The sequence below is a fragment of the Paenibacillus sp. FSL W7-1279 genome (genome assembly GCF_037969845.1).
Lineage (GTDB): Bacteria > Bacillota > Bacilli > Paenibacillales > Paenibacillaceae > Paenibacillus_AQ.
In genome coordinates this window covers 6,416,904-6,433,739 of the sequence record NZ_CP150215.1, presented here as the reverse complement: position 1 = coordinate 6,433,739, position 16,836 = coordinate 6,416,904, and the positions used below count along the sequence as shown (strand labels likewise).

Annotated in this window: 17 protein-coding genes; 13 read left to right on the top strand and 4 right to left on the bottom strand. The window is 48.1% G+C overall.

The window, feature by feature from the left end; all coding sequences use genetic code 11:
• Positions 1-36: 36 nt before the first annotated feature.
• Positions 37-1,542, top strand: coding sequence for a DHA2 family efflux MFS transporter permease subunit (locus MKY82_RS29300; RefSeq protein WP_194544595.1), 1,506 nt, complete (start codon positions 37-39; stop codon positions 1,540-1,542).
• A 119-nt stretch (positions 1,543-1,661) separates the two neighbouring features.
• Here the strand turns inward: MKY82_RS29300 and MKY82_RS29295 are convergent, their stop codons facing one another.
• Positions 1,662-1,826 (bottom strand): DUF1328 domain-containing protein, encoded by a 165-nt coding sequence (locus MKY82_RS29295; RefSeq protein WP_006212708.1) that lies wholly within the window; start codon positions 1,824-1,826, stop codon positions 1,662-1,664.
• A 278-nt stretch (positions 1,827-2,104) separates the two neighbouring features.
• Between MKY82_RS29295 and MKY82_RS29290 the strand changes: the two genes are divergently transcribed.
• The 11 genes from MKY82_RS29290 to MKY82_RS29240 all read left to right on the top strand — a co-directional run bounded on the left by MKY82_RS29290 (position 2,105) and on the right by MKY82_RS29240 (position 14,154).
• On the top strand, positions 2,105-2,626 hold the full coding sequence (locus MKY82_RS29290) for a DUF948 domain-containing protein (RefSeq protein ID WP_220683880.1): 522 nt from the start codon (positions 2,105-2,107) through the stop codon (positions 2,624-2,626).
• Between the two features lie 57 nt (positions 2,627-2,683).
• Complete coding sequence (locus tag MKY82_RS29285; RefSeq protein ID WP_339219875.1) at positions 2,684-3,217, top strand: hypothetical protein; 534 nt, start codon at positions 2,684-2,686, stop codon at positions 3,215-3,217.
• A gap of 87 nt (positions 3,218-3,304) precedes the next feature.
• Positions 3,305-3,646, top strand: a complete 342-nt coding sequence (locus MKY82_RS29280) for a general stress protein (protein WP_339294909.1) — start codon at positions 3,305-3,307, stop codon at positions 3,644-3,646.
• Positions 3,647-3,901: 255 nt separating this feature from the next.
• On the top strand, positions 3,902-5,077 hold the full coding sequence (locus MKY82_RS29275; protein ID WP_339294908.1) for a SpoIIE family protein phosphatase: 1,176 nt from the start codon (positions 3,902-3,904) through the stop codon (positions 5,075-5,077).
• The gene (locus tag MKY82_RS29270; protein ID WP_339294907.1) at positions 5,074-8,733 is read left to right on the top strand and encodes a response regulator; all 3,660 of its coding nucleotides are present in this window, start codon (positions 5,074-5,076) and stop codon (positions 8,731-8,733) included. The genes MKY82_RS29275 and MKY82_RS29270 overlap by 4 nt, the downstream gene beginning before the upstream one ends.
• Positions 8,734-8,793: 60 nt before the next feature.
• Entirely contained in the window at positions 8,794-9,666 is an 873-nt protein-coding gene (locus MKY82_RS29265) for a protein-glutamate O-methyltransferase CheR (RefSeq protein WP_076325426.1), read from the top strand.
• A 19-nt stretch (positions 9,667-9,685) separates the two neighbouring features.
• Complete coding sequence (locus tag MKY82_RS29260; protein WP_194544589.1) at positions 9,686-11,365, top strand: response regulator; 1,680 nt, start codon at positions 9,686-9,688, stop codon at positions 11,363-11,365.
• Between the two features lie 112 nt (positions 11,366-11,477).
• Positions 11,478-11,801, top strand: a complete 324-nt coding sequence (locus tag MKY82_RS29255; protein ID WP_009594079.1) for an STAS domain-containing protein — start codon at positions 11,478-11,480, stop codon at positions 11,799-11,801.
• Positions 11,802-11,833: 32 nt separating this feature from the next.
• Complete coding sequence (gene rsbW, locus MKY82_RS29250) at positions 11,834-12,283, top strand: anti-sigma B factor RsbW (RefSeq protein WP_071219608.1); 450 nt, start codon at positions 11,834-11,836, stop codon at positions 12,281-12,283.
• Positions 12,280-13,050 carry a sigma-70 family RNA polymerase sigma factor gene (locus tag MKY82_RS29245; RefSeq protein WP_009594120.1) on the top strand — a complete coding sequence of 257 codons (771 nt, stop codon included), beginning with the start codon at positions 12,280-12,282 and terminating at the stop codon, positions 13,048-13,050. The genes rsbW and MKY82_RS29245 overlap by 4 nt, the downstream gene beginning before the upstream one ends.
• A gap of 126 nt (positions 13,051-13,176) precedes the next feature.
• On the top strand, positions 13,177-14,154 hold the full coding sequence (locus MKY82_RS29240) for a magnesium transporter CorA family protein (protein WP_194544588.1): 978 nt from the start codon (positions 13,177-13,179) through the stop codon (positions 14,152-14,154).
• 92 nt (positions 14,155-14,246) lie between these two features.
• On the opposite strand, the gene MKY82_RS29235 is transcribed toward MKY82_RS29240, so the two are convergent.
• From MKY82_RS29235 to MKY82_RS29225, 3 genes are all read right to left on the bottom strand, one after another.
• Positions 14,247-14,678 carry a DUF5665 domain-containing protein gene (locus MKY82_RS29235; RefSeq protein WP_339294906.1) on the bottom strand — a complete coding sequence of 144 codons (432 nt, stop codon included), beginning with the start codon at positions 14,676-14,678 and terminating at the stop codon, positions 14,247-14,249.
• Positions 14,679-14,813: 135 nt separating this feature from the next.
• Positions 14,814-15,224, bottom strand: a complete 411-nt coding sequence (locus tag MKY82_RS29230) for a YtxH domain-containing protein (protein WP_194544586.1) — start codon at positions 15,222-15,224, stop codon at positions 14,814-14,816.
• A gap of 47 nt (positions 15,225-15,271) precedes the next feature.
• Complete coding sequence (locus MKY82_RS29225) at positions 15,272-15,529, bottom strand: GlsB/YeaQ/YmgE family stress response membrane protein (RefSeq protein WP_194544585.1); 258 nt, start codon at positions 15,527-15,529, stop codon at positions 15,272-15,274.
• 283 nt (positions 15,530-15,812) lie between these two features.
• Between MKY82_RS29225 and MKY82_RS29220 the strand changes: the two genes are divergently transcribed.
• Entirely contained in the window at positions 15,813-16,817 is a 1,005-nt protein-coding gene (locus tag MKY82_RS29220; RefSeq protein WP_194544584.1) for an asparaginase, read from the top strand.
• Positions 16,818-16,836 lie beyond the last annotated feature (19 nt).

Genomic DNA, 16,836 nt, shown 5'->3' with positions numbered 1-16,836 from the left:
GTATGATTTTACTTAGAAAGAGAGTGAAGGCTGCACATGAGTACCCATACCATTGCTCGCCCCGGCGAGCCTGTTAAGAAAGGACCTATCATTGCTGCACTTATGATTGGCGCTTTTGTCGCCATTCTTAACCAGACATTGATGAATGTTGCTCTGCCGAGCATCATGGAGAATTTGAACATTAAACCGACCGTAGCCCAGTGGCTGACCACTGGCTTTATGCTGGTGAACGGGGTCTTAATTCCCGTTACCGCTTATCTCATCGCGCGTTTCTCGACAAGGCAGCTGTTCATTAGTGCGATGACGCTGTTTACGATTGGCACCTTGCTGTGCGCGGTCAGCCCCAACTTCGCGTTACTGCTTACCGGACGCCTCGTTCAGGCTGCCGGTGCAGGCATTTTGATGCCGCTTATGACCGTTGTATTTCTGAACATATTCCCTATTGAGAATCGCGGGAAGGCAATGGGAATGATGGGGATTGCCATGATATTTGCTCCTGCCATCGGACCTACGCTTTCCGGATATATTGTGGAGCACTACGATTGGCGTGTCCTGTTCTACATGATCCTGCCTTTCTCGATCATTGCTACGCTAATCGGGGTATTTTTCCTGAAAAATGTTACCGAGGTCAGCCGGCCGAAGCTGGACATGATCGCCATCATTTTGTCCACCCTGGGCTTTGGCGGTTTGCTGTACGGCTTCAGTGATGCCGGGAATGACGGTTGGTCCAGCACGCCGGTTGTTACGACCCTAGCGGTCGGAGCGATTGCCCTTATCCTGTTTGTTTGGCGGGAGATGAAGACCGACAATCCGATGCTGGAATTCCGGATATTCAAATACAATATGTTTACGTTGACCACGCTTATCAATGTCATTGTTACGATGGCGATGTATGCCGGCATGATTCTGCTGCCTATTTATCTACAGCAGATTCGTGGATTCACGCCGGTGGAATCAGGCCTTCTTATGCTTCCCGGCGCTATTCTGATGGGGATCATGTCACCGATCACGGGGGCGATCTTCGATAAGGTTGGCGCAAGATGGCTGGCTGTTATCGGTCTGGCGATTACGGTCATTACGACGTGGGAATTCAGTAATTTGACCGAAACCATGTCCTACAGCCACATGATGATCATCTATACGGCCCGGATGTTCGGGATGTCGATGCTCATGATGCCGATCCAAACGGCGGGGCTTAATCAGCTCCCACGGAGCTTGAACGCTCATGGTACGGCCATGTCCAATACACTGCGCATGGTTTCCGGCTCAATCGGAACGGCAATTCTAGTTACCGTCATGTCCACCCAGGCAGAGAGCAAAGGGGAAGCTCTGATGCAATCGGGGCTATTTGATCCGAAGAATCAGGCCGACCTGCTTAAGCTGGGGAATGAAGCAACCATTTATGGCATTAACTATGCCTTTGTTATTGCGACATGGATCAGCGTCGCTTCCTTCATCCTGGCTTTCTTTATCAAGAAGACCAAGCCGGCGGAAGAGCCGAAAACCGCAGGAAATCAGGAGGCTGCAGCAACGAACGTATAATCTGATCCGATTTTGCGCAGCGCAAAAAAGGGTGTCCTAACCGTTGATCAAACGGAGGACACCCTTTTTTTCATTTCCTATGTGTATATTCAATGCATGGGCTTTAGTATGCGACAGCGTCACATACTTCGTCTGCGTCCAGTAAAGAGAGAGATCACAAACAGGACAACGAAGATGAAGAACAGCACCTTCGCAATGCTGGCTGCAGCCTCAACGATGCCGAAGAAGCCAAAGATCCCTGCAATCAGTGCAACAACTAGAAAAATTACGGACCATTTTAACATCCTATTCACCCTGCTTTCTTCATCGATTTTATTGGACATAGGCATGTAGTCTCATGATGCTCCAAGAAGCGGCACATATCCAATTTGAAGCTCGGTAGGGAGCCGATTAGCCGTTGCCAACAGCGCCCTTCGTAGTGTTCTTTAACCGGGGTGGCAGGGGATGAAACAAGCTGTAGGACAATGGCATTATTGGCAGGGATCTCTTTGTTTCGTGGACTGGGGGATAGGGTAACTATTGCGTATCCGAAACCAACATACTTGAAAGTGAGGGACAACGTATGCTAACCCAAATCAGTGTTGCCATTATTGCCGTAGCATTTGCGGTTCTGGTTTTCTTTTTAATCAAGACATTAAAGGCTGCGACACAATCGCTCGAAAAGGTAACCGAAACCCTTCAGGATGTTCAAAAGACGGTGGACGAATTGACTTATGAAGTGAAGCAGACCATCCGGAATACGAACGATATTACGGTGGACGTTCAGCATAAGATGAGACAGATCGATCCGGTACTGGATACCGTCAAGAATCTGGGAGAAGCTTTAAGCGAGGTCACCTATGCGGTGAAGCAGGTATCCTCCGGCATGGTTAGCCGCTTTAAGCAATCCCGGATGGAGCAGAAGAAAGAGCAGCCTGCCCGTATGGAAGTGCCTTTGACGGCTCAGGATCGTACGTTCCAGTCCTATGATGCGGTATATCAGAACACGGAAGCGCAAGAAAAGTCACGCGGTCGGAACTGGTTAGCCTACGTGGATACAGCGGTTGGTCTGTGGAACAGCTTCCGTCGCCAAAAAGCCAGATAAACGTAAGAAAGCTAAACCCGGGTATAGCTCCGACAGCTGAAGAAAGGAGGAGGTCGCATGTGGAATGTCGCACTGTTGATGGTAGGGCTCTTGATTTACTCCGGAGGTGGGGGTGCTGTGGCAGAGCCGCAGCCTTCTGCCGGGATGTCGCCACCGCCTATAATTCATGCCGCTTCGGATGTTGGACAAGCACAAACCAGCGACAACTCTACGGAGAGCTATGGAACTTTAAACGGGATTTCGCTAACGGATAACAAGCATGATGTCATTCGGAAGCTGGGAACGCCGGCTCGAATTGAGCATGAAGAGCTGACCGGAATTACCAAGCTGGATTACAAAGATATGGAGATTGGGGTCCGCAACGGCTACACGGAATATGTTCGTGTGAAGCCCTCTGCCGTATCCTTTCAGGTTGAAGACCAGCGTATTGGTATGACAACCGATCAAATTAGGGCATCACTGGGTAAGCCGTATTTCAAAGCGGAGGACGGGGATGTGTACCTTGAGAACCATCAAGCGCTTAAGGTATTTATTGACCGGGACTCCGGCGAAATTGCAGGGATTGATTTATTTTTCGATTATAGCGACTGAATTTGTTTCAACCTTAAGAAATAAGGTTAATAACAAATGGACTATAACCTAAATCGAGGTTTTACACTATTAGGGGAGGTTTTCACAATGGAATTTACCAATACGAAGTCATATGCCAAAGTCGTTGAGAATGGTACACAAGCGGTTCAGGAGGTGCAGAACCTGGGGCAGTCCGGTTACGATCAGGATCGGATTTATGTATTGGCTCATGATTCGGATAAGACAAGCCGGATCGTGGATGCATCCGATGCAAATAACGTAGGCATCAAGGAAGAAGGCGTGTTTGACGCCTTTGCGAATTTGTTCCGGTCCCGCGGCGATGAGCTCCGCGCCAAAATCGTATCGCTTGGCTTCACGGAGGCCGAGGCTGGATTCTATGAGAAACAGCTGGATCTAGGCAAAGTACTTGTTATCGCTAAAAAAGATTGATGATATAGCAACGAAGTTCAGCTTTATGACAGCATCGATGGTAGGCGTTATAGGACTTAAAACATAGATAAGGAATGAGACCATAGACGTCTCATTCCTTATCTATGTTTTAAAAGAATGTTCCATATACCTAGTAAAAGTGGAAGATTCAAGATTTAGAACCTTTTTCTATGGCAATTGATTAGAGGACTATTATAGTATAATAGTAGGAAAAGGATTTCTATCGTATAATCCGAAACGTTAAGGGAGAGGGCAATGAGAATATTAATCGTAGATGACAATCCGACTAACGTCATTATTATCCGAGAAATCTTAAAGAAGGAAAATTACCAGAACACTCTATCTGCATCTTCAGCCCTGGAAATGCTGGAGCATTTGGGGATCGGCGATCGCAGACAAGAACTCCATCCCCGGAGATCGGACATCGATCTGATCCTGCTTGATATGATGATGCCCGAGATGGATGGAATAGAAGCATGCCGTATAGTTCAGCAGTACGAGCATTTGAAAGATATACCGATCATTATGGTTACCGCCGTTGGGGATTCCAAGAAGCTTGCCGAAGCGCTGGATGCCGGTGCCGCCGATTACGTAACGAAACCGATCAACAAGGTAGAGCTGATGGCACGCATACGCCTGGCGCTCCGGTTGAAGCATGAGAAAGACTGGCATATTGAGAGAGAACAGCGGGTCCAGGCTGAATTGAAGCTTGCGGCCATGGTACAGAATGCCGTATTGAGCTTACCAATTGAAGATGATCAGCTTGAAATTCATGCGCTGTACCAGCCCTCGGCGGAGCTTGCGGGAGATTTGTACGCATGGTACCCGCTTGGTGATGGCCGTTATGGCGTGATTCTGCTGGATATGATGGGACACGGGATTACTTCGTCCCTATTTTGTATGTTCATCGCTTCGGTTCTGAAGGACACGGTGACGACCTATGTCGAACCGGAGAAGGTGGTTCAGGAATTGAACCGCAGGTTCAATCAGTTAAACCTCGGCGAACAGCTGATACAGTACTATTTTACAGCGATCTATCTTGTTGTGGATACCCGTTTAAAGCGGGTGGACTACGTCAACGCAGGGCATCCGCCGGCTCTCTTCTTTCAGGAGAGCGGGGATGTGATGACCCTGGATCAAGGCTGCTGCCCGGTGGGATTGTTTGACCGGATCGAAGACATGGAGCCAAGAAGCTTTCAATATGAAGGCGAAGGACATTTGGTTATGTATACGGACGGCCTGCTCGAACTGGTGGAGGGCGGTCATGACGAGAAGCTGGATTATCTGAAGGAGCATTTGGGAGGCCCTCATCATTGGAGAGAAGATGAGATGAAGAAGCGATATTTTGTGGATGATCCATCGCAGGAGCGAGAGGACGATAAATGCCTGGTTTGGATATCTCTTAAAAAAGGAGAGGAAACCAATCAATGAAGCTTAGGAGCAAGTTAGTCATTGGTTTTACGACTTTGTTGGCGCTCATGCTGGTTCTGACCTTGATTGGTTATGACCGAATCAGTTATATGAACGACCAATTGAACCAGATCTATCAGGATCGCTACCAAAAGGTACGAAACTCCAGCGCAATGCGCGGAGAAGTCAACGATATGGCACGAGAGCTTACGAACATGATCTTGAGCAATGACCAGTCTACGTTTGCTGTGTCCGAACAGGAACTGGAAACGATGACAGCACGAGCTCAAACGTATTTTCAAGCGATCAAAGAAAGTGCAAATGCTGCGGAAGAGCAGCAATTGTTAGTCCGGATTGAGCGTGCGGTGAATCAATATATCGTTTATCAAAATAAGACACTGGAGCTGCTGGCAAAGAGCAACGCAACGGAAGCTAACCTGCTTCGTAATTCGACCGGACAATCTGTCCAGGAAGAGATGCTGATGAGTTTGAACGAGCTTAGCAGCTACGAGAACCAGAAGATCAATGATGATATAACAGCAGCGAAAGCAGCATATGACCGCTCTGTCCAAATGTTTATCTATCTCATGGCTGGCGGTTTGTTATTAGGAATGCTGGTCATTCTATGGATTCTTCCAAGCATTACCCGGGGCATCAACGTAGTCTCCATGATGTTGAAGAGCTTTGGAGAAGGCAGATTGAAGGCGATCCGTCGTATTAAAGTTACGTCCAAGGATGAGTTTGGCGATGTGGCCCGGGTATTTAAAGACCTGTCCGAAGATATTATCGAGAAGCAGCGCATCGAGGAAACCTATCTCCAGGCCCAGCGTGATCAGTCCTGGCTCAACTCGAATATGGCCAGAATCACGGAGCTGCTGGAGGGGATCAATTCCTTGGAGGAAGTCGGTCAGCGGTTTATCAGCGAATTTACGCCGATTTTGGGTGCTCATTATGGAGCTATCTATATTCGTCAAGAAGACAAACATCCGAATAAGTTGGAGATGAAAGGTTCTTACGCCCATGAAGGCGGCGAAGAGCCGAAGATTTCCTTCATGATCGGGGAAGGGCTTGTAGGTCAAGCTGCGCTCGATAAGAAACCGATCGTACTGAAAAGCGCGCCGGAAGATTTCATGAATGTGGAATCCGCTTGGGGATCATCGAAGCCGGTATCCGTCGTGATCTATCCGATTCTGTTTGAGAATGAAGTGTTGGGTGTTGTTGAGTTGGCAGCCTTTGAAGAAACAACTTCACTGCAGGAGCAGCTTTTATCTCAGCTGAGTCAATCGCTTGGCATCATTCTGAACAATATTACAGGCCGTCTGCGGGTAGAGCAGCTGCTGCGCGAATCGCAGGCCATGACCGAAGAACTTCAGGTTCAATCGGAAGAGCTGCAGACCCAGCAAGAAGAGCTTCGCCGCACCAACGAAAATCTGGAGGAGCAAACCAATGCCCTCAAGCGTTCCGAGGACTTGCTGCAGCGCCAGCAGGAAGAGTTGGAGCATTACAATACCGAGCTTGTTGCCAAGACGCGTGCGCTTGAGGAACAGGTGCAGGAAGTGGAAGAGAAGAACGATGAGATCGAGAAGGCGAGAATGCAGCTTGAGCAGCAAGCGAAGCAGCTTTCCATTACAACGAAGTATAAGTCGGAATTCATGGCTAATATGTCTCACGAGCTGCGGACCCCGCTTAACAGTCTGCTGATTTTATCACAGCTGTTGTCGGAGAATAAGGATGGAAATCTGAGCAATAAACAGATTGAATATGCACAGACCATATACATGTCGGGCTCCGATCTGCTCAAAATGATCGATGAGATTCTAGATCTGTCCAAAGTGGATGCCGGGAAGATGGAGATCCATTATGAGGACGTTCAGCTTCCGGATATTGAAGCCTTCGTGGAGCAGAACTTTGCCGCCGTGGCATCACGCAAGCATATTGACCTGGGTGTGCATATCAGTGAAGATATTCCGCAGAGCATTGTCACGGACAGCCATCGCGTGAAGCAAATTCTTCGCAATCTGTTGTCGAATGCCTTCAAGTTTACCAATAGCGGCTCCGTCGAGCTGCATGTGGAAAAGGCCGACAAGGAGAAGCTTCCGCTTTACCTGAATGCCGAAGCGGATTATGTGGCCTTTGCTGTCAGAGATACCGGAATCGGTATCCCGGCGGATAAAACGGATCTGATCTTTGAAGCCTTCCAGCAGGTAGACGGCACAACCAGTCGTAAATACGGGGGAACCGGGCTTGGTTTATCTATCAGCCGCGAGCTTTCCCGTCTGCTGGGCGGGGGCATTCTGGTTGAATCGGAAGAAGGTAAGGGAAGCTGCTTTACGCTCTTCCTGCCATCCAGCCATCCGGATTTGGTAGAGAGTAATCAGGAAGCAGCTGCAGCAATTGAGGCACCAACGGAGAGTAATCTGATCGTACCGAAAGCGAAGATGATTTCAAAAGAGGTTCAGCCATCCATACAGGTGGATGACGATCGCGATCAGCTCGGACCGACAGATAAAGTCTTGCTTATCATTGAGGATGATGTGAAGTTTGCCAGAATTCTTCTGGATATGGCCAGAGGCCGCGGCTTCAAGGCCTTGGTTGCATTGCAGGGGGATATCGGTCTGGAGATGGCCAAGTCGTACAAACCGGATGCCATTATCCTAGATATCCAGCTTCCGGTTATTGACGGCTGGTCTGTCATGGGCGAACTGAAGAGCTCTGCGGTTACGCGCCACATTCCAGTGCATGTCATTTCCGTCGTGGATGAAGTGAAGCAAGGATTAATGATGGGTGCGATCGCTTACTTGAAGAAGCCGTCATCGAGAGAAGCGCTGGAGGACGCGTTTACGCATATCGAATCCTATGCGGAAAAATCGATGAAACATCTCCTGATTGTTGAGGATGACGACATTCAGCGGAATTCGATCATTGAATTGATTGGTCATGACGATGTATCGATTACGGCGGCATCCACAGGCGCCGAAGCGCTCAGTGAGCTTCGCAAACAGCGCTATGATTGCATGGTGCTTGATCTGATGCTAACGGACATGACAGGCTTTGAGCTGCTGGATCAGATCCGCGATGACGAGAACCTGGTGGATCTGCCGATCATTATTTATACAGGCAAGGATCTTGATTCGAAGGAAGAGATGCAGCTTCGCAAATATGCGGAGTCGATCATCATCAAAGACGTGAAATCGCCAGAGCGGCTTCTGGATGAAACGACGCTGTTCCTCCATCGGGTCGAGGCAGATTTGCCGGAAGATAAACGCAAAATCCTGCAGAAGCTGCACAATAAGGAAGAGCTGTTTGAAGGCAAGAAGATTCTGCTGGTGGACGATGATATCCGCAACGTGTTTGCTCTCTCCAGCGTGCTGGAGGGCTACAATATGGAAGTCACCTTTGCGGAAAACGGCAAGGAAGCCATTGAGCTGCTTCAGGATCATCCGGAATTTGATCTGGTGTTAATGGATATGATGATGCCGGAGATGGACGGATATGAGGCGATGCGACGTTTACGCGAAATGCCGGAATTCGAGAAACTGCCGATTATTGCCCTGACAGCCAAAGCCATGAAAGAGGATCGTGCAAAATGTATTGAAGCGGGAGCTTCCGATTATATGAAGAAACCGATACAAACGGAGCAACTTCTTTCGCTTATGAGGGTTTGGTTGTATTCGTAAGCCGCTTTTGTGGGTAAAGTACAAGTAGCAAATAAACACGGGGAAAGCGGTGCAAGCGTGATGTCATCTAGTGACCATATGGAATCAGAACAACTGTTGTTGACAGAGGAAAGCGAACGTGAGCTGGAACAGATCGAGATTGAGCTTCTTTTGGAAGGTATTCATCGATTCTATGGTTACGATTTTCGCAATTACGCCATTCCCTCATTGAGGCGGAGAATCTGGCATCATGTTCATGCCGAGGGCGTGTCCACCATATCAGCCCTACAGGATAAAGTGCTTCACGACCGTTCTTGTTTTGAGCGGCTTATATATAATCTATCGATTCCGGTTACGGAAATGTTCAGGGATCCGAAGCTATTCCTGACATTCAGGCAGTCTGTAGTTCCATTGCTTCGTACGTATCCTTATATACGGATTTGGCATGCAGGCTGTTCGACCGGAGAAGAAGTGTATTCCATGGCCATTTTGCTCCATGAAGAGGGATTGTATGAGAAGTCCCGGATTTATGCGACGGACATGAATTCGCGTTCGCTCCAGCAGGCCAAGGAAGGCGTATTCGACATCAAACGCATGAAGCAATATACCAAGAATTATATGGAGGCGGGCGGTACCCGCTCGTTCTCCGAATATTATACAGCGAAGTACAATTCGGTTATTTTCCAACCGTTTTTGAAGAAAAACATGATATTTGCCGAGCATAATCTGGCAACAGACCGTTCCTTTAACGAGTTTAATGTGATTTTTTGCCGGAATGTCATGATTTATTTTAATGATCAGCTGAGGGATCACGTACACGGATTATTTCACGAGAGTCTAAGCCATTTTGGTATTCTCGTACTGGGTTCTAAAGAGTCCATACACTTTACGAATTATAGTGAAGCTTATGAGACGCTGGACCGGGTGGAGAAAATATACCGGAAGATTAAATAGAGTTTTGTAGGAGGATCTCATGGGGTTTCACGAACCGATTCATATTCTGTTGGTAGATGACCGCCCTGAAAACTTACTTGCGCTCGAAGCTGTTCTGGACAGCGAACAATACACGCTAATTAAAGCTACTTCGGGGGAAGAGGCTTTACGATATCTCTTGAAGTATGATTTTGCCGTGATTGTTCTTGATGTACAAATGCCCGGCATGGACGGTATCGAAACAGCAAGGCTGATCAAGGCGAGAGACAAGACGAAGGATATTCCGATTATATTCATTTCTGCAAACAGCAAGGACGCGGAGCATCTTTTTGCAGGATATTCCGCAGGAGCAATCGACTATATGGTTAAACCCTTTATCCCTCAAATCTTGAAATCCAAGATCGAGGGTTTTGTCGATATGTACCGGACCAATAACAGGCTGAAGATTCAATCCATGCAATTGCATCAGAAGACCCAGGAGCTTGAAAAAATTAATCAAGAGCTTGTGCTGGCCAAGGAAGAAGCGGAGATTGCCGCCAAAGCCAAAACGGAATTTCTGGCGATGATGAGTCATGAGATCCGTACGCCGATGAATGGCGTCATCGGGATGATTGATTTGCTGATGGACAGCGATCTTCAGGATGAGCAGCGGGAATATGCAGCCATTATCCGAAACAGTGCGGATGCCTTGGTTAACATCATTAATGACATTCTGGATTTCTCCAAGATGGAATCAGGCAAAATGGAGCTGGAGGAATATCCGTTTGATCTCAAGTCCTGCGTTCAGGAAGTGTTTGGTTTGTTCTCCGGAGAAGCCTCCAAGAAGAATCTGGAGCTCACGTATTACATTGAGGATCAAATTCCTGCGATCGTATTCGGGGATATGGGTCGCCTTCGTCAAGTATTGGTGAATCTGGTATCCAATGCCGTGAAGTTTACCAATGAGGGTGGTGTGTATTTGGTTGTCTCGCTTGCCCAAGCTGAAGAAGACCGATTAACCCTTGAATTCACGGTGAAGGATACGGGAATTGGTATCTCATCCGAAAAAATCGATCGCTTGTTCAAGCCGTTCTCTCAGTTGGATTCCTCAATGACAAGGCGGTACGGTGGAACAGGACTGGGGCTGGCAATCTGTAAATCGCTCGTACAGATGATGGGCGGAGAGATCGCGGTGGAGTCCAAGGAAGGCAAGGGAGCCACTTTCGTATTTACGATCTGCGTTCATACACATGAGGAAGAGCATCAACGACTCCGGGAAGAGGAGCGTTCGGCAAAATATCGTGTGCATGGGGAGAGGCAACCGAACATCCTGATTGTGGACGATCATCCGATTAATCGAAAACTGATGGACAGTATGCTGGAAAAGATGGGGATGAAAGCGGATATGGCGGAGGACGGCAGACAGGCAGTTGAGATGGTTGCAGGTCCTAAAGTCTACGACATGATCTTCATGGATTTGCAGATGCCTGTAATGGATGGTCTTGAGGCGGCGCGACTGATCCGCCAGATGAAGCCGGAAGCTGAGGCTCCCGTTCTGGTTGCGATGACGGCGAATGTGATGGACGGGATTCAGAAGCGCTGCTTTGACGCGGGTATGAATGAATATATCAGCAAGCCGGTAAAAATCAGCTGTGTGAAGCACCTGATATCCCGGTATGTACCGGTAGAACCGGAAGGATGGGATATGCCCGCAAGCCCTGTTCGCATCATCAACGGTTAGTACAGAAACCGATTTCCATATATTAGCGTGCCCATAACCCTCTTTAACCTGTTTCAACAAGCCAGATAACGGGTTATGTAAAGGGAAAACAAATGATTGGGAGAGAGTGTCTATGAATACAAAAACGAATGATAAGTTCAATGCTAAGACCCAGATGAACGAGGGCGTATGCACGGTATTTCTGAGCGGTGAACTTGATCTGTCCGTCGCTCCTGATTTTCGATTAGTGATGGAGCCTCTTGTCGGCAATTCCGAAGTAGACTTGATCGTCAACATGAAGGACATGACATATATTGATAGTACGGGTATTGGTATTCTTCTGTCGATACTGAAAGCCAGACATGGCATGGAAGCACGCTTTGCAGTCGAGGAAGTTCCGCCGCAAATTCAAAAGCTGTTCGATATGACGGGTATTGCGAAGTTCTTTCAGTCGTAAGAAGAATTCCCAATAGGAAAGGATCGAAAAGAATGAATTCAGATGTTCAAAGAGTAACGCTTAATTTGCCTGCCAGTGCTGAATACGTGGATATTGTAAGACTGAATCTGTATGGAATAGCTTCTAAGATGGGCTTTTCCTATGAAGAGATTGAAGATATGAAGGTTGCGGTGTCGGAGGCATGTAATAACTCGGTCTTGTATGCTTATAGTCAGGAAGGCGGAATGGTAGAGGTTTTATTTCAAGTGACCAGCGATTCGCTATCCATCACGGTCCGAGACGAAGGGGAGAGTTTCGACAGTATGGGAGCGGTTGGCAACCGTACGCTTCATGATAAAGATCTCAGCGAGGTCCAAATCGGAGGACTAGGCTTCTACCTGATGGAGGCGCTTATGGATGAGGTAAGCGTGACAAACCAGGCTGGAAAGGGAACCGAGGTCACGCTGACGAAGCGTCTCGCAAGAAGCGAGGAGCCCGTATGAGTGATAAAGCGACTCCCCAAGAGTCCAGAGATGAAGCAGTTCATTTAATTGAACAATATCAGCAAACGAAAGATAACGATATCGCAACGGTGCTGATTAAGAAATATGAACCGATGGTCAAAATGGCGGCAGGCAAGATTGCCCGGAATCGGCCCGACCTGTACGAGGATTTGTATCAGGTTGGCCAAATGGCATTAATTCGTCTTCTGCAGCAATATGACATCAGCCTGGGGATTCCGTTTGAGCCCTATGCCATGAAAAGCATGATCGGTCATATGAAAAACTTTCTCCGCGATAAATCATGGTACATTCAAGTACCAAGGCGGATCAAGGAAAAGGGTGCCTTGGTTCAGCAGGCGATAGATGAATTAATGGTGAAGCTGGAGAGATCTCCCGATGTGAATGAGATCGCATCCTACTTGGATCTTTCCGTTGAGGAAACGGTCGAAGTGTTGGCCGGACGTGAATGCTATCATTATGTATCATTGGATTCCCCTTTATCCCAGGAAGAAACCGGAGCGACGCTTGGAGAGCTAATCAGTTCGGATGTGAATGATTTTGATTCCGTTGAGAAGCGCATGGATCTTCAGCAGGCGATGAGCCAGTTGAAGGAGCAAGAGCAGAAGGTGCTATTGCTGGCATTTCAGGAGGGACAGTCCCAGAGAGCTATCGCTCAGAGGTTAGGCGTGTCGCAAATGAGTGTCTCACGTATACAGAAGCGTGCAACGGAAAAACTGAAGCAGATCATGTCTAATTCTTCTTACTGATATGGACAAGCCTCGTAGTAACAGTAACAGACGTATAGCAACATAAGGCACGCTTCCTCATTACGGGAAAGCGTGCCTTTTTGAAACCTTGCGATTTGTATTTACAGAAGGGAGTGTCAGTAAAACATGCTGGGGCCGGATAGGATGGAAGGTCAGGATATTTATTCTTTTGCAGGGGGATGGAAGTGGTACGATGTTCGAACGGATAACTGGCAATCCTCCTGGATCGGTGAACTTCGGACACGCTATCCTTATACAGCCGAATGGTTCGATCAGGCGTCGACGTTAAAGGAACGAAACTACTTATCCGTCCGATTCAAGGATGGGGTGGAGCCGGTTATTATGGGAACCATGCTTTATAAGGTTACGGATGATGCCGATCATTACAAGTCGGAACAGTTCTATTTCTATACGGACGACCAAGTGCTGATCACCATCAATTTGGATGACCATACCCGAAGCGTGATGGCTAAGTCCGAAAGAGCTTCCATGCTTCATCAATGCCAAAAGCCCGTCGACGGCATGTTTGTGCTGGCTCGGACCATTTTGCATTATTACCATGCGGGAATGGATCAATTCGAGCATAACCTGCGTCTTGTCGAAAGTGATATGCGTACGCGCAACCGGAAGTCCTTAATGGACAGCATTCTAACGTCCCGGTTTGAGCTGTTGGAGTGGAGCAATTTGTTTATTCCTTTTCAGGAGCTGATCGCTGCAGCAAAAGAAGGGTATCATGGCGAGCTGGATAGCAGTCGCTCGTTTCAACAGCTCCTACATCGAGTGGAAAGAATGGAGAAGCTGATTCATCATTATGAGCGCGAAATCGATACGCTGGTTTCGATAGACGATGCAATCTCCGCGTTCCGCGGCAATGAAATTATGAAGACACTGACGATTTTTACGGTTGTGCTCACACCCGCAACCGTGGTCGGAGCCATCTGGGGGATGAACTTTGAAAATTTGCCCGCCATTAAGACGTTCTGGGGATTTACGGTAATCAGCGGTTTTACCCTACTGTGGACGGGAGGCATGTATCTTTGGATGCGTGCGAAGGGATGGACGGGAGACCTGCTTCAAGTAAAGTCCAGCAATAAAAATCTTTGAGGCATAATGGTGATCCATGAATGGCGGCAACAATGATCACAACGCCCGGTGACCTTTATAGGCACCGGGCGTTTGCATGCGTTAAAGATACACTAGGATCGGGATTGATCAATATATCCTTGCAAATCCGAGATGAAATCCCCGATCATCGGTACGTTGACAAAGAAGCTGAGAATGTAACCCAGAAGACCCAGCACAAGTGCCGTGCCAAGGGTTAAGCCAAGTCCCCTGGATAGTCCGGCTGTGAGGTTGGCAATGATGCGTTTCTTGGGATTCATGTAATTCTCGATCATGTCCTTCATTTCGGATTTCTCCAGCGTGGTGGCAATTTTGTCCAGACGGGTGTTTAGTTTCTTCACTTCGTGACGCAGTTCAAAGGGATGCTCCTGGATATCATCCGCTTCCCGGGAGCGTCTTTCCTTGCTTATTTCGGATTCCTTTCGTGGCTCATCGAGTTGTCTCGAACGATCGCCGCTCCGGCTCGAGAAGCTGGAGCCGCTATGATATGGGTTCGCTTTACTCATAAGATATCCCCGCTTTCCAGGCAGAAACGCCGTTTCATTTCACTTATCAATCCATATGATGCTTTACAAGCTGACTGGCACGATCTGGCACAAAAATAGCCAGCTGTGTCAGCTGGCTATTCGTGACCTCACGAATTAAACATTCGTTGTCGATTTCATTTCACGGCTGACATCGGAAGAGGTGTCCATCGCTTTATCCTTTACGTCTTTGGAAGCATTTGAAACCTCGCTGGACACGTCTGCCGATGCTTCCTTGACGCTGGACATAATGCTTTGGCGGCCTTCATTCACGGTGGCCATCACATCGGAGGCTTTGGTGCCCACGGTTTTTGCGAGCTCAGAAGCTTTATCGCCTACGGTGTAAGCAACTTCCTTCGTTTTATCCGTTACCACGCTCAGTTTCTCGGACAAATCCCCGCGCAGTTCGCGGCCTGGCTTCGGAGCGAACAACAGAGCTGCCGCCGCTCCGACCAGGGCACCGATGAAAGCACCTTTGAAAAATGTGGAACCGCTTTGTACTGGATGTTCTTGTTCTGTGTGATTCATAACTTTCACTCCTTTTAGTTAATATAAAAAGAATATAGACACGAGAATCAGGCTGTACGTCTAAATAGCTTGGCAGCAAGACCGAGCAAGAATACGAAGATAGCTGTACCGATGATAGCGGGCACAATGGCAAATCCGCCGATGACAGGCCCCCATGCTCCGAAGAGCCATGGTCCGAGCCATGCGCCTACGAAACCAGCGATCATGGACCCGATAATTCCGCCCGGCATTTCATGACCAGCCAGCGCATCCCCGATGATCCCGATGATGATTGCCATTACGATGCTGATGATGATTCCCCACATACGATCGCCTCCTTTTTAAAGAGCAATGTTTTTCGAGTGGGCTTGCTTATCTCGTAATTAAACCTAAGGCCACATCGTGAAACAGGACAACGTTAAACGGGAGATAAAATGAAGTGTCCGTCCCCTACGGAATGATCGCCTGCTGTTATTTGCAGATTTTTGTACTATACTGAATACAGATTTGCAACAATCCCCGAATTATCGAGGATTATAGGTACCAGATATACACAGGTTTTTAAGGCAGGAATACGGTCACAGACGGTTATAGAAGGAGTTATTTAACATGGATACTGTATTAGTGAAGGAATACCGGGCGGACATATTGGAGTGCGTCCACAATGGACATATATGTATTGTTAATGAACAAGGAAGCATACAGGCATACGCGGGAGATCCGGAATATGTCGCATTTACGCGTTCTTCGGCCAAGCCGATGCAGGCAATCCCCTCCATCCGTGGCGGGCTTGCTGACCATTATGGGCTGACGGATAAGGAAATCGCGATCATGACGGCTTCGCATCGGGCGGAGCCGGCTCATACCGAAGTATTGGAAGGCTTTGCCCGCAAGGTCAATATTAGTGAAGCTTACATGGTTTGCGCATCGAGCTGGCCGCTGGATGAGAAAAATAAAGAGGCTCTTCTGCGAGACCAGAGAAACAAGAGCAAATGGTTCCATAATTGCTCCGGGAAGCATTATGGCATGTTGGCCTATTGTCAGATGAAAGGGTACCCGCTGCTCGGATACGATCAGCCGGAACATCCACTGCAGCAGGAGATCCTTAAGACGGTCTCCTATTTGTCGGGACTGGCTCCCTCTGATATCCGATTGGGAACGGACGGTTGCGGCCTGCCGGTATTCGCCATGCCGCTTCGCGCTTTGGCTACAGCCTATATGAAGCTTGCATCCCCGGACCTTATCGAGGATGAGCCAACAAAAAGGGCGGTCATCCGAATCACGGAGGCCATGCACGCATCTCCCTATATGGTGGCAGGAAATCAAAAGGTGGACACCCTTCTCTTGGAAGACGATAATATTGTGGCCAAAGGAGGATTTAAAGGCGTGTACTGCTTAGGTCTGAAGAAGGAGCGGCTCGGCATTTCGTTCAAAATTGCAGATGGATCAGAAGAAGAATGGGGCTGGGTAGCGGAGTCCATATTGGAGCAAATCGGGTATAGCAACAAAATAACCATCGACCGCTTGAAATCCGCGTATCCCAAAGATTTATGCAACGATGAGGGCCTGAAAGTAGGCAGGGTGGAAACCGCGTTTATGCTGAACGGTGCTTAAGCATGACTGATTAGACCGG

What these genes read in the sequence shown, in the direction of transcription:
- MKY82_RS29300 (WP_194544595.1), top strand. Translation starts at nt 37, where the DNA reads ATGAGTACCCATACCATTGCTCGCCCCGGCGAGCCTGTTAAGAAAGGA.
- MKY82_RS29295 (WP_006212708.1), bottom strand. Translation starts at nt 1,826, where the DNA reads ATGTTAAAATGGTCCGTAATTTTTCTAGTTGTTGCACTGATTGCAGGG.
- MKY82_RS29290 (WP_220683880.1), top strand. Translation starts at nt 2,105, where the DNA reads ATGCTAACCCAAATCAGTGTTGCCATTATTGCCGTAGCATTTGCGGTT.
- MKY82_RS29285 (WP_339219875.1), top strand. Translation starts at nt 2,684, where the DNA reads ATGTGGAATGTCGCACTGTTGATGGTAGGGCTCTTGATTTACTCCGGA.
- MKY82_RS29280 (WP_339294909.1), top strand. Translation starts at nt 3,305, where the DNA reads ATGGAATTTACCAATACGAAGTCATATGCCAAAGTCGTTGAGAATGGT.
- MKY82_RS29275 (WP_339294908.1), top strand. Translation starts at nt 3,902, where the DNA reads ATGAGAATATTAATCGTAGATGACAATCCGACTAACGTCATTATTATC.
- MKY82_RS29270 (WP_339294907.1), top strand. Translation starts at nt 5,074, where the DNA reads ATGAAGCTTAGGAGCAAGTTAGTCATTGGTTTTACGACTTTGTTGGCG.
- MKY82_RS29265 (WP_076325426.1), top strand. Translation starts at nt 8,794, where the DNA reads ATGTCATCTAGTGACCATATGGAATCAGAACAACTGTTGTTGACAGAG.
- MKY82_RS29260 (WP_194544589.1), top strand. Translation starts at nt 9,686, where the DNA reads ATGGGGTTTCACGAACCGATTCATATTCTGTTGGTAGATGACCGCCCT.
- MKY82_RS29255 (WP_009594079.1), top strand. Translation starts at nt 11,478, where the DNA reads ATGAATACAAAAACGAATGATAAGTTCAATGCTAAGACCCAGATGAAC.
- rsbW (WP_071219608.1), top strand. Translation starts at nt 11,834, where the DNA reads ATGAATTCAGATGTTCAAAGAGTAACGCTTAATTTGCCTGCCAGTGCT.
- MKY82_RS29245 (WP_009594120.1), top strand. Translation starts at nt 12,280, where the DNA reads ATGAGTGATAAAGCGACTCCCCAAGAGTCCAGAGATGAAGCAGTTCAT.
- MKY82_RS29240 (WP_194544588.1), top strand. Translation starts at nt 13,177, where the DNA reads ATGCTGGGGCCGGATAGGATGGAAGGTCAGGATATTTATTCTTTTGCA.
- MKY82_RS29235 (WP_339294906.1), bottom strand. Translation starts at nt 14,678, where the DNA reads ATGAGTAAAGCGAACCCATATCATAGCGGCTCCAGCTTCTCGAGCCGG.
- MKY82_RS29230 (WP_194544586.1), bottom strand. Translation starts at nt 15,224, where the DNA reads ATGAATCACACAGAACAAGAACATCCAGTACAAAGCGGTTCCACATTT.
- MKY82_RS29225 (WP_194544585.1), bottom strand. Translation starts at nt 15,529, where the DNA reads ATGTGGGGAATCATCATCAGCATCGTAATGGCAATCATCATCGGGATC.
- MKY82_RS29220 (WP_194544584.1), top strand. Translation starts at nt 15,813, where the DNA reads ATGGATACTGTATTAGTGAAGGAATACCGGGCGGACATATTGGAGTGC.